A 12,336-nucleotide genomic window follows, 5' to 3' on the forward strand; every position below is an offset into this window, starting at 1 on the left:
TCGTCATGACCAGCCCGCCCGGAGCACATCTGCCCGAGCACCCGGACTTCCTGTGGGACAACCCGGAACCCAAGTCCTCCTACGACGTCGTGATCGTCGGCGGCGGTGGGCACGGCCTCGCGACCGCGTACTACCTCGCGAAGGTCCACGGCATCACGAACGTCGCGGTGCTGGAGAAGGGCTGGCTCGCGGGCGGCAACATGGCCCGCAACACCACGATCATCCGGTCGAACTACCTGTGGGACGAGAGCTCCGGCATCTACGAGCACTCGCTCAAGCTGTGGGAGGGCCTGGAGGAGGACCTCGGCTACCCGATCCTGTTCGACCAGCGCGGTGTGCTGAACCTGGCGCACAGCCTGCAGGACGTGCGGGACAGCGTCCGCCGGGTCAACGCCAACCGGCTCAACGGCATCGACGCGGAGTGGGTGGATCCGGCCGGGGTCAAGGAGATCTGCCCGATCGTCAACACCTCGCCGGACGTCCGCTACCCGGTGCTGGGCGCCACCTACCAGCCGCGCGCGGGCATCGCGAAGCACGACTACGTGGCGTGGGGCTACGCGCGGGCGGCGCACGCGATGGGCGTCGACCTGATCCAGAACTGCGAGGTCACCGGCCTGGAGACGTCGGGTGGCCGGATCACCGCCGTGGACACCAGTCGAGGGCGCATCGCCGCCGGGAAGGTCGCGTTGTGCGCGGCAGGCCACAGCTCGGTGCTCGCGAAGATGGTCGGCCTCCGGTTGCCGATCGCCTCGCACCCGTTGCAGGCCCTGGTATCCGAGCTGCTCGAACCCGTCCACCCGACCGTCGTGATGTCGAACGCCGTGCACGTCTACGTCTCCCAGGCGCACAAGGGCGAACTGGTGATGGGCGCGGGCATCGACAGCTACAACGGTTACGGGCAAAGGGGTTCGTTCCACATCATCGAGCAGCAGATGTCGGCGGCGCTGGAGCTGTTCCCCGTCTTCGCGCGGGCGCACCTGCTGCGGACGTGGGCGGGCATCGTCGACGTCAGCCCGGACGCCTCGCCGATCGTGGGTCTCACGCCGGTCGGCGGCCTGTACCTCAACTGCGGCTGGGGAACCGGGGGCTTCAAGGCCACACCCGGTGTCGGCGACTGCTTCGCGCACACCATCGCCCACGACAAGCCGCACCCGTTCAACGAGCCGTTCACCCTCGAGCGCTTCACCACGGGCGCTCTCGTCGACGAGCACGGCGCCGCCGCCGTGGCCCACTAGGAGACCTGCGATGCAACTCATCCCGTGTCCGTGGTGCGGACCGCGTGAGGAAGCCGAGTTCCACTACGGCGGCCAGGCCCACGTCGCGTACCCCGAGGACCCGTCGGCCCTGAGCGACGAGGAGTGGGCCCAGTACGTGTTCTTCCGCGAGAACCCGAGCGGCCCGTTCGCCGAGCGCTGGAGCCACAACGCCGGGTGCCGGCGCTGGTTCAACGCCGTCCGCGACACCCGCACCCACGACCTGCTGGCCGTCTACCGCGTGGGCGAGCCCATGCCCGAGGTGACCGCATGACCTTCCGCACTGACACCGGTGGCGAGATCGACCGGAACACCCTGCTGCGCTTCACCTTCAACGGCGTCGAGTACACCGGGCATCCCGGCGACACGCTCGCGTCGGCCTTGCTGGCGAACGGCGTGCACGAGATCGGCGGCAGCGTGAAGCTCGGCCGGCCGCGCGGCATCGTCGCGGCGGGCTCCGAGGACCCGACCTCGCTGGTGCAGGTCGAGGCGCCGTTCTCGGAGCCGATGCTGCTCGCCACGACCGTCGAGCTGTACGACGGCCTGGAGGCACGCGGCCTGGCCGGGCAGGGACGCCTCTCCTCCGAACCCGACCCGTCGCGGTACGACGCGAAGCACGAGCACTGCGACGTGCTGGTCGTCGGCGCCGGGCCCGCCGGACTGGTGGCGGCGCTGACCGCTGCCCGCGCCGGTGCCCGCGTGGTGCTGGTGGACGAGCAGAACCAGGCCGGCGGCGCGTTGCTGGGCGTGGAGGAGTACCTGGACGACCGGCCGTCCGCCGAGTGGGTCGCGGACATCGTGGCGGAGCTGAGGTCGACGCCCGGTGTGCTGGTGCTGGAGCGCACGACGGCGTTCGGCATGTACCAGGACGGGTTCGTGCTCGCGCTGCAGAAGCGCACCGACCACCTCGGGTTCGCGGCGCCCGCATCGGTCGCGCGGCAGCGGGTCTGGCGGATCAGGACGCGGCAGACCGTGCTCGCCACCGGCGCCCACGAACGTCCGGTGGTCTTCGCCGACAACGACCGGCCCGGGATCATGCTGGCCTCGTCCGCCCGCACGTTCCTGCACCGCTACGGCGTGCTGCCGGGTTCGCGGGCGGTCGTGTTCACCACCAACGACAGCGCGTACTGCGCGGCGATCGACCTGGCCGAGTCCGGTGTGGACATCGCGATGATCGTGGACGCGCGGCCGGAGGCACCCGCGCGGCTGGCCACCGAGTGCGCGGCGCGGGGGATCGAGGTCCGGGCCGGGCACGTCGTGGCCGGCACCGAGGGCGAAGGCCGGGTGAGCGGCGTGCGGATCGCACCGCTGGCCGTCACCTCGCCGGACGTCACGGTCGCGTGCGACACCGTTCTCGTCTCCGGCGGCTGGAACCCCGTGGTCAGCCTCTTCAGCCAGGCCCGCGGCAAGCTCCGCTACGACGCGGAACTCGGCGCGTTCGTGCCGGGCGAGGAGCTGTCCACCGTGTGCGTCGCGGGCTCGGCGACCGGAGAACTGGACCTGACCTCGTGCACCCGCCAGGGCCGCGACGCCGGTGCGCGGGCCGCTGCCGCCGCCGGGTTCACCTCGGGTGGTCAGGTGCCGCTGCCCGCCTCCGACTCCCGTTGCACCGCGCGGTCCGGGCTGGTGCTGTGGCGCGTCCCGGGCAACGACGACGCGAGTTTCGTGGACCTGCAAAGGGATTCGACGGTCGCGGACGTGCTGCGCGCGACCGGCGCGGGCTTGCGCTCGTTGGAGCACATCAAGCGCTACACGACCATCGGCACCGCGCACGACCAGGGCAAGACGTCCGGCATGATCGCCGCCGGCATCGTCGCCGAGGCGCTGGGCGTGGAACTGGCCGAACAGCGGCCCACGACCTTCCGCCCGCCGTACACCTCGATCTCCTTCGCCGCGCTGGCCGGACGTGATCGCGGCGACCTGCACGACCCGGTGCGCGTCACGTCGATCCACCCGTGGCACGTGGCGCACGGCGCGTTGTTCGAGAACGTCGGCCAGTGGCGGCGACCCTGGTACTACCCGCGACCAGGTGAGGACCTGCATGCCGCTGTACTGCGGGAATGCCGTGCCACGCGGGAAAGCGTCGGCATGATGGACGGCTCCACGCTCGGCAAGATCGACGTGCAGGGCCGCGATGCCGGCAAGTTCCTGGACATGCTCTACACGAACATGATGAGCAACCTGAAGGTCGGCAAGATCCGCTACGGCGTGATGTGCGGTGTCGACGGGATGGTGATCGACGACGGCACGGTGATCAGGGTCGGCGAGGAGCGCTACATCGTCACCACGACCACCGGCAACGCCGCCAAGATCCTCGACTGGATGGAGGAGTGGCTGCAGACGGAATGGCCGCACCTCGACGTCCACTGCACCTCGGTCACCGAGCACTGGGCCACGATCCCGTTGGTGGGCCCGAAGTCCCGCGACGTGCTCGCTGCGGTGGCGCCTTCTCTTGACGTCTCGAACGAGGCGTTCGAGTTCATGACCTGGCACGACACCGAGGTCGCCGGAGTGCCGGCGCGGGTGTGCCGGATCAGCTTCTCCGGTGAGCTCGCCTACGAGATCAACGTGACCGCCTGGCACGGCCTCGCCGTGTGGGAGGCGCTGATGGCGGCGGGGGAGCGGTACGGGATCACGCCGTACGGCACCGAGACCATGCACGTGCTGCGCGCCGAGAAGGGCTACCCGATCATCGGCCAGGAGACCGACGCGACGGTCACACCGCAGGACCTGGGCATGTCGTGGGCGGTGTCGAAGAAGAAGCCCGACTTCATCGGCAAGCGCTCGTTCGCCCGTGCCGAGAACAACCGCTCCGACCGCAAGCAGCTGGTGGGGCTCCTGCCCGTCGATCCCGCCGTGCTGCTGCCGGAGGGGTCGCAGATCGTCGAGACCGACCGGCTGCCCGAACCGCCGGTCCGCATGCTCGGCCACGTCACGTCCAGCTACCCCAGCGCCGCCCTGGGCCGGACGTTCGCGCTGGCGTTGGTGCGCTCGGGCCACGAACGCATCGGCGAGACGCTCTACGTGCCCGTCGAGGACTCACTGGTGCCGGTCACCGTCACCGAATCCGTGCTGTACGACAAGGAAGGAGCCCGTCGTGACGGTTAGTCCCCTCGCTGCCTGGCGCGACCGGCTGGCGGCACTGTCCCCCGTGCTGGACGCCGCCGAGGTGCCGTTCCGCTCGCAGCTCACCGTCCGCGTGTCCGACCCGGACGCCATCGCGGCGATGGGCGCCACGCTCGGTGTGGATTTCCCTTCCGCCGCTTGCACTTTCAGCTCCGGCACCGGACGATTCGGGGACGTCGAGGTGCTCTGGCTCGGCCCGGACGAGTTCCTGGTCACGGCCTCGCCCGACCTGCAGGTCACGATCGAGGAGGTGTTGCGTGGCGCGCTCGGGACTGCCGGAGGGTCCGTCGTGGACACTTCGGCTCAGCGCACGACTGTGGTCCTTCAGGGGCCGCAAAGCCGAGAAGTGCTGGCTCACGGATGTTCCGTGGACCTGCACCCGGCTGCGGCTCCCGTCGGCACTTGCGTGCAGACACTCCTCGCCAGGACCGGGATCGTCCTGCAGGTGACCGGCGAGGACACCATCACGATCCTGGTGCGCTCGTCGTTCGCCGAGTACTTCGCGGCCTGGCTCGCCGACGCCTGCACCGAATACCTGGCGGTGCCGTGATGCCCCAGTTCACCCTGACCCTGCACTGCCCGGAGCGGGCGGGCATCGTGCACGCCGTCACGTCGTTCCTGGTCGACCACGGCTGTGACATCGTGCAGCACCAGCAGTTCGACGACGACGTGCGCGGCAAGCTGTTCCTGCGCACCGCGTTCTCCTGCGCCGACGCGACGGTGGACTCCCTGGCCGGGGAGTTCGCCGCGGTGGCCACGGAGTTCCAGATGGAGTTCGAGCTGCACGACGAACGGCCGCCGCGCCTGCTTGTGATGGTCTCGAAGGCCGGCCATTGCCTGAACGACCTGCTCTTCCGCTGGCGCGCGGGCAGCCTGGGCGGCGAGATCGCCGCCGTCGTGTCGAACCACGAGGACCTGCGCCCGATGGCGGAGGCGGCGGGCCTGGACTTCGTGCACGTGCCGAACACCGCCGCCACCAAGGACCTGGCCGAGCAACGCCTGATCGAGCTCGTCGAGGAGTACCAGGCCGACCTGGTCGTGCTGGCGCGGTACATGCAGGTGCTGTCGAACGCCCTGTGCGCGAAGCTCGCGGGCCGGGTGATCAACATCCACCACTCGTTCCTGCCGGGCTTCAAGGGCGCCAAGCCCTACCACCAGGCCTACGACCGCGGGGTGAAGTACGTGGGCGCGACGGCCCACTACGTCACCCCGGACCTCGACGAGGGGCCGATCATCGAGCAGGAGGTGCTGCGCGTCGACCACTCCTACGACCCGCGTGCGCTGACGGCCGCCGGTCGTGACGCGGAGGCGTTGGCGTTGTCACGGGCCGTGCGCTGGCACTGCGAGCACCGGGTGCTGCTCAACGGGAACGGCACGGTGGTCTTCCGCTAGTTCTTGCGCATGATCAGCTGGGCCTGCAGGAACCGTTCGCCTTCGAGCGGTTCCCGCACCAGCCTGCCGACCTCGGTGAAACCGGCCTTCCCCACCAGCTCCGACATGGCGGAGGGCGACCAGCGGTACGCGGGCGTCACCTTGTGGTCGAACTCCTGCGGCTCCGGGTCGTCACCCGCGTAGAACCCGAGCAGCAGATGGCCTTCGGGCTCGAGCACGCGGAAGAACTCGGCGAACACCGCGGGCAGATCGCGCGGAGACATGTGGATGACCGAGTAGAACGCCAGAATCCCGCCCAGGACCCCGTCTTCGAGATCGAGTGCGGTCATCGACCCCACCTCGAACCTCAGGTCCGGATGAGCCTCCCGAGCCAGGGCGATCATCGCGGGGGAGAGGTCGAGCCCGAACACGTCCAGCCCCAGCGAGTGCAGGTGCGCGGTGAGGTGGCCGGGGCCGCAGCCGAGGTCGGCGACCGGGCCGTGCACGAACTCGGCGAACGCGGACAGCATCGCGCGTTCGAGTGGTCTGGTGTCGAGCATGTCGCTGAAGAGTTCGGCGTAGAGGGGCGCGACGGAGTCGTAGGGGGTGCCGTCGAGCTCGGACGTTTCTGTCACGACGGAAGCTTGTCAGGACTTGGGTTCGACCGCGAACAGCTCCAGATGGGAGCGTCGGGGGCACCTCGCGACATCGCGCCGATGCACCCGTCTGACCGCGAACTCGCGCGGCGACGTTCCGAGCCGCGCCACCAGACGATCGGACAGGCGGCGCGGATCCTCGCACATGTGCCGGCCCTGGTCCGGCCGTGTTCAATCGGACTCATGAGCGATTCGCTGACCACCGAGGACCTGGAGTTCCTGAGCCGCCCGCTGTACGGGTTCCTGTCCGTCGCGGCAGGGCCGGTGCCGGCGCAGCCGCGTCCGGTGTGGTTCGAGGCCACGGCCGAAGGGACGATCCAGCTGTTCACCGACCCGAACTCGCTGAAGGTCCGCCGCCTGCGCCGTGATCCCCGCGCCTCGATCGTCGTCGCCGCACCCGTGGGGGAGCGCGAGCGCTGGCTGGCGGTCTCCGGCCACGTCACGGTGGAGATCGACGGAGCGCACGAACTGGCCGAACGCCTGGCTGCCCGCTACTGGGACGCCGATGACCCGTCCCGCGTCGATGACCTCGCCGAGATCCTCGGTGTGGACCAGGTCCGTCTCGTCATCCAGCCGGACGAGGTGCGCCGGTTCGTCTACTGAGCCGTCAGTTCCGCGGCGGCTCGCGGCCGGACGAACACGCTCGGTCGACGAGTCACGACCACCTCCCGCACCCGAGATGCAGGACCAGCACGCCGGTCCACCGGAGGATTTAACACCTCGGTGAATTAGGTCCTGTGTCGAAGTCCGATCCGCGATAGCCGGGCCTGAGGCGGCCCCTGGCAGCACGGCCGAACGACCCACGTACAACACCGGTACGCGCGCCATTCGGCAGCACCACCAGGAACCACCTCAGGCGCGACTCTCATCGAACCGGACTTCGACACAGGACCTAATGCGAACACCGTGCAGTTGCCAATGGCGTGCTGTTGCACCGTCGACGCAAACCTGTTCTAGTGCTTATAGTTCCGCCGTGATTTCCGTGCTGCGCGATCCGGTCTACCGGAATCTGTTCGGCGCCCAGGTCGTGGCGCTGACCGGAACGGGACTGGCGACCGTCGCGCTCGGCCTGCTCGCCTACGACCTCGCCGGACCGCGAGCGGGCGCGGTGCTCGGCACGGCGCTGGCGATCAAGATGATCGCGTACGTCACGGTCGCGCCGATCGCCACGGCACTGCTCGGCGCGCTGCCTCGCCGCGCGGTGCTGATCGCGCTGGATCTCGTCCGTGTCGTGGTCGCCGCGATGCTGCCGTGGGTGGACGAGGTGTGGCAGGTCTACGTGCTCATCTTCCTGCTGCAGGCCGGATCCGCCGCGTTCACGCCGTTGTTCCAGGCGACCATCCCGGACGTCCTGCCCGGCGAACGCGACTACACCCGCGCGATCACGTTGTCCCGCACTGCCTACGACCTGGAGAGCCTGCTCAGTCCCGCGCTCGCCGCCGCGGCACTGGCGTTGGTGAGCTTCCACGAGCTCTTCCTCGGCACCGCGCTCGGGTTCGCGGCGTCGGCCCTGCTGGTTCTCTCGGTGGTGTTGCCGCGCCCGAAACCGTTGCCGCGCAAAGGCAGCTGGTATGACGCGACCACCCGGGGCATCCGCATCTACCTCGCCACCCCGCGGCTGCGCGGGTTGCTCGCCGTCCACCTGGCCGCGGCGGCAGCGGGGTCGATGGTGTTCGTGAACACCGTCGCGCACGTGCGGGACGGGCTTGGCCGTGACGCGTCCGACGTCGCCATCGCCTTGGCCGCCAACGGGATGGGGTCGCTCGTCGCGGCACTCGCGCTTCCGGCTCTGCTCGACCGGTTCGCGGATCGAGTGGTGGTGCTGCGCGCATCGATCCTGCTCGTGGTCGTGCTCGCGGCCGGGACGGTGTTCGCCGGGCATTGGCAGACCTTGCTGGTCTTGTGGGCTTTGATCGGTGCCGGGTGCTCACTGGCACTCACCCCGGGCGCGCGTCTCCTGCGTCGCTCGGCGGATCCGGCCGACCGCCCGGCGTTGTTCGCCGCGGACTTCGCGCTGTCCCACGCCTGCTGGTTGCTCTGCTACCCGCTCGCCGGCTGGGTGGCTACCTCCGAGGGCACTGCGACGGCCTTTCTCGTCCTCGGCGCGGTGACCGCCGGTGCCGCGGTGATCGCTGTGAAGTTCTGGCCCACACGTGACCCGGAAGTCGTCGAACACGAACATTGTGACGCCGCGGGAGTTGTGTGGACGCACTCCCACGAGTTCCGCATCAACGACGACCACGTGCGCTGGCCGCGCTGACTGAACAGTTAAACAATGCGCCTTCGAGGCAGGCCGGAATACCGTTTCCCCACCCTGCCTTTGAAGGAGTTCCACTCATGCGAATGCGCAGCAAAATAATCGCTGCCGCGTGCGGATCGGTCATGGCGATCGGTGCGTTCACGGCCGTTCCGAGCGCGGCCGCCGGCCAGCCGGACGTCAGCGCCCAGCAGCAACAGGACGAGGCGCACCAGCGGTTCCAGAGCCTGTCGGCGGACCTGCGCGGCCAGCTCGCCGGACACTGGTTCGACGCGTCGGCGGGCAAGCTCACGCTCGCGGTCCCGTCCGAGAACGCGGCCTGGCAAGCCCGCGCCCAGGGCGCCAACGCCGTTGTCGTGCGCCGCAGCGCCGCCGACCTGGACAAGCTGCTCGCCGACGTGAAGAAGCTGATCGGTGACGGCGTTCCCGGCGTGTTCAGCTGGGGTGTCGACGTGCGCGACAACCAGGTCGACGTCACGGTCAACACCACGCGCAAGACCGAAGCCACCGAACGGTTCCTGGAGAAGGTGCGCGCGCTCGGCGACGGTGTCCACATCGCCGAGACCCAGTCGCAGCAACGGCAGCAGGCCGGCACCGTGCAGGCCGGCAGCCCGTGGTGGCCGGGGTCGGAGACGTACTGCTCGGTCGGGTTCGCGGCGACCGATGCCAACGGCGGCAAGCACTTCCTGACCGCCGGGCACTGCACCAACGACGCGAACCAGGCCGCGTACGGGCAGATCAGCCAGCAGAACAGGCTCGGCACGTCGAACGTCGGCGGCACCCGCAGCGTGAACGCCCGCGAGGGTGACATGGGCGTGGTCGCGGTGACCGAGTCCGGCTGGAACCTGTCCGCCGCGGTCAACACCTACGGCTCGCCCGCGATCACCGTCACCGGCTCGGCCGAGGCGATGGTCGGCGACCGCGTCTGCCACTCCGGCAACACCTCGAAGTGGCAGTGCGGCGAGGTCAAGTACACGAACAAGGCCGTGGACTACGGCGGCGGCCTGGTGATCGAGGGGCTCACCTGGACGACCGCGTGCTCCAAGGGCGGCGACTCCGGCGGTGCGTGGCTGCTCGGCGACAAGGCGGTGGGCCTGCACGACGGCGGCCCGTCGCAGTGCGTGCAGAACCCGACCCAGGACGGCGACCTGTCGATCTTCCAGCCGGTCAACGAGGCCCTGCGGAAGTGGAACCTCACGCTGGTGACCGGCTCCGGCGACACCACCGCGCCGAGCGCCCCGGCCAACGCGCGTTCGACCGGCACCACCGCGTCCAGCGTTTCGCTCGCGTGGGACGCCTCGACGGACAACGTCGCGGTGACCGGATACGACGTCTACAACGGCGGCACGCTCGCCACCACGGTCACGGGCACCACCGCGACCATCAGCGGACTCAAGGCGGACAACGACTACACGTTCACCATCAAGGCCAAGGACGCCGCCGGCAACACCTCCGCCGCCAGCGCCGCCGTGACCGCCCGCACCCAGCCGGGCACCGCGGACTCCGAAGCGCCGACCGCGCCGAACAACCTGCGCTCGACCGGCGTCACGGCGTCGAGCGTCTCGCTGGCCTGGGACGCCTCAACGGACAACGTCGGCGTCACTGGCTATGAGGTGCTCAACGGCAGCACGGTCGCCACGACGGTCACGGGCACCGCCGCGACCGTGACCGGACTCAACGCCGACACCGCGTACACGTTCTCGGTCCGTGCGGTGGACGCGGCCGGAAACCAGTCGAAGCTGTCGGCTGAGGTCAGCGCGCGTACGTCCGGAAACACCGGCGGACGCACGTTCACGAACGACACGGACTACCCGATCCGTGACTACCAGGTGGCGATCAGCGCGGTGCGATCCACCGCCACCGGCTCCGCCAAGAACCCCATCACGGTCAAGGTGGACGCCACCCACACCTGTCTGGAAGACCTGAACGTCACGCTCGTCGCGCCCAGCGGCCGCACCTACCCGCTGATGCGCACGCCGGGCGGCGGTTACAGCTGCCACCCGTTCCCGGCGGGCAAGACGTTCTCCGTGGTCCCTGGTGCAGGGGAGACCGCGAGCGGCACCTGGACGCTGCGCATCGGGGACAACGGTCCCGGTGACACCGGTGTCCTGAGCAGTTGGTCGCTCACGGTCTAGGAGGAAAGGGGTGGACCTGGTGGGCGATCCCCGCTCACCAGGTCCACTCGAACCCGTAGGAGCCCGGCCCGAACTTCAGGGCCACCCCCAGCACCGACCCGTCCACCGGCGCCCCGAACGTCTGCAGCACCCCGTCCGCGTCCTGCACCACCCGCCGGCACGTCCGGGGCGGAGTGTCGAACACGACCTCCAGGACGTACTCGTGCACCGGCCGCCGGAACTTGCGGGAGTAGTTGGTGGCCAACGGATGCGGCGCCTGGTTCACCAGTTCGTGCTCGGTGATCACGGTCTGCCCGCGCCGCAACGGCGCCCGGAAGAGCAACTCCGCCACCAGCAGCCCGTCGGCGGGCCGCGTCACCACCCGCCCGAGCCGGCAGTTGTGCAGCGGCGTGATCACCGGCAGTGCCCGGTCGTGCTCGTCGAGGTGCAGGATCACGACCCAGCGGTCCGGACCGTCCTCCTCGGCCCGCAACACCTGCCGCGACAGGAAGGACCGCTCGCCGCGGTCGGACCCGACCGTCACGCGGTCGTGCTGGCTGATCCGGGTCAGCCGCGAGTCCCACCGGGTGTCGACCCCGCCGACAACGTCGTCTATCACCGACGGCACCGGCCAGAACGCGCTGATGCTGCTCTGCAGGCGACCGCCGCGCAACGCGGGCCCGAGCAACGCGGACAGCGCACCGGGTTCCAGTGCCAGCACCTCTTCCAGATGGGCGACGGCCGTGAGCGACGCACGGCGTTCCGGACGACTGCGGCCCGTCTGCCAGTAGCTCAGCGTCGCGAGGCTCACCGACACCCCGCGACGGGCGAGGTGGTCGCGGATCCGTTCCAGCGACAGGCCCCGGGCGGCGACGGCCGACCGCAGGCTCTCGGCGAAGCCGGGCAGCGGGACCGACATCGATGTCTCCTTCCGGCGGGGTGCTCCGACGCTATCCCTCTGATGGCGCAACGGAAGCCGGGACTTAAAAGTGAAAACGGACATCGGAGGATCGCCGCACGTCGATCGGGACGACAACCATCCGAAAGGCCGGGTGTGGGCGGGGGCTCCGACAGCTACCGTCGCGTGACCCTGCAGCCCTGCGAAGGAGCCCGGAAGTGCGAAGAAGAAGATCCTTGCTCGCCACGGCACTGGTGGCTGTCACGACGGCCGCGCTCGCTCTCCCTGCGAGCGGCGCGCCCGCCCTGGCCGCCGGGTGCTCCGGCACCAGCGACACCGACGTGGCGATCGGCGACAACCAGACCGTCGAGTCGCCCCTCGTCATCTCGGACTGCCCGTCGGCTCCCTCCGCCACCGCCACGGTGCCGGTGAAGATCGTCCACACCTACATCGGCGACCTCCAGGTCTCCCTCGTGGCCCCGGACGGCTCCGCCTACGTCCTGCACAACCGCTCCGGCGGTTCCGCGGACAACATCGACCAGACCTACACGGTCGACCTGTCCGGCGAGACGTCGAACGGCACGTGGAAGCTGCGCGTCAACGACAACGCGAACAACGACACCGGCCGCATCGACACCTGGTCGCTGAACCTCGGGGGCTC

General features: G+C 69.7%; 10 protein-coding genes and 1 pseudogene. 9 read left to right on the forward strand and 2 right to left on the reverse strand.

The genetic code is table 11. The features are described 5' to 3' along the window. Window positions 1–5 precede the first annotated feature (5 nt). From PV646_RS16145 to purU, 5 genes are read left to right on the forward strand one after another with little or no spacing between them, the layout of a single operon-like run. Window positions 6–1,235, forward strand: coding sequence for a sarcosine oxidase subunit beta family protein (locus PV646_RS16145; RefSeq protein ID WP_500342583.1), 1,230 nt, complete (start codon window positions 6–8; stop codon window positions 1,233–1,235). Between the two features lie 10 nt (window positions 1,236–1,245). Then, a complete protein-coding gene (locus PV646_RS16150) occupies window positions 1,246–1,527 on the forward strand; it encodes a sarcosine oxidase subunit delta (protein ID WP_382445240.1) in 282 nt (93 codons plus the stop codon). Continuing rightward, window positions 1,524–4,361, forward strand: coding sequence for a 2Fe-2S iron-sulfur cluster-binding protein (locus tag PV646_RS16155; protein WP_500342586.1), 2,838 nt, complete (start codon window positions 1,524–1,526; stop codon window positions 4,359–4,361). Before PV646_RS16150 ends, PV646_RS16155 begins: the two co-directional genes overlap by 4 nt. Then, complete coding sequence (locus PV646_RS16160; RefSeq protein ID WP_500342587.1) at window positions 4,351–4,929, forward strand: sarcosine oxidase subunit gamma; 579 nt, start codon at window positions 4,351–4,353, stop codon at window positions 4,927–4,929. The genes PV646_RS16155 and PV646_RS16160 overlap by 11 nt, the downstream gene beginning before the upstream one ends. Next, the gene (gene purU / locus PV646_RS16165; RefSeq protein ID WP_500342589.1) at window positions 4,929–5,771 is read left to right on the forward strand and encodes a formyltetrahydrofolate deformylase; all 843 of its coding nucleotides are present in this window, start codon (window positions 4,929–4,931) and stop codon (window positions 5,769–5,771) included. The genes PV646_RS16160 and purU overlap by 1 nt, the downstream gene beginning before the upstream one ends. Here purU and PV646_RS16170 read toward each other — a convergent pair. Next, entirely contained in the window at window positions 5,768–6,385 is a 618-nt protein-coding gene (locus tag PV646_RS16170) for a class I SAM-dependent DNA methyltransferase (protein WP_500342591.1), read from the reverse strand. The genes purU and PV646_RS16170 overlap by 4 nt on opposite strands. A gap of 204 nt (window positions 6,386–6,589) precedes the next feature. Here PV646_RS16170 and PV646_RS16175 point away from each other — a divergent pair, with 204 nt between their 5' ends. The 3 genes from PV646_RS16175 (at window position 6,590) to PV646_RS16185 (ending at window position 10,798) form a co-directional block, all read left to right on the forward strand. Further along, window positions 6,590–7,009 (forward strand): pyridoxamine 5'-phosphate oxidase family protein, encoded by a 420-nt coding sequence (locus PV646_RS16175; RefSeq protein WP_500342592.1) that lies wholly within the window; start codon window positions 6,590–6,592, stop codon window positions 7,007–7,009. A gap of 370 nt (window positions 7,010–7,379) precedes the next feature. Next, window positions 7,380–8,666, forward strand: coding sequence for an MFS transporter (locus PV646_RS16180; RefSeq protein ID WP_500342594.1), 1,287 nt, complete (start codon window positions 7,380–7,382; stop codon window positions 8,664–8,666). A gap of 77 nt (window positions 8,667–8,743) precedes the next feature. Next, window positions 8,744–10,798, forward strand: a complete 2,055-nt coding sequence (locus tag PV646_RS16185; protein ID WP_500342596.1) for a fibronectin type III domain-containing protein — start codon at window positions 8,744–8,746, stop codon at window positions 10,796–10,798. A gap of 34 nt (window positions 10,799–10,832) precedes the next feature. Here PV646_RS16185 and PV646_RS16190 read toward each other — a convergent pair whose 3' ends face one another. Next, window positions 10,833–11,696, reverse strand: a complete 864-nt coding sequence (locus tag PV646_RS16190) for a hypothetical protein (RefSeq protein WP_500342598.1) — start codon at window positions 11,694–11,696, stop codon at window positions 10,833–10,835. 401 nt (window positions 11,697–12,097) lie between these two features. On the opposite strand from PV646_RS16190, the pseudogene PV646_RS16195 reads away from it, so the two are divergent. Continuing rightward, a pseudogene (locus PV646_RS16195) lies at window positions 12,098–12,316 on the forward strand (proprotein convertase P-domain-containing protein); the annotation flags it as partial. Between the last annotated feature and the right edge of the window lie 20 nt (window positions 12,317–12,336).

It is taken from the genome of Streptomyces sp. ID05-26A (assembly GCF_033794685.1).
Classification (GTDB): Bacteria; Actinomycetota; Actinomycetes; order Mycobacteriales; family Pseudonocardiaceae; genus Lentzea.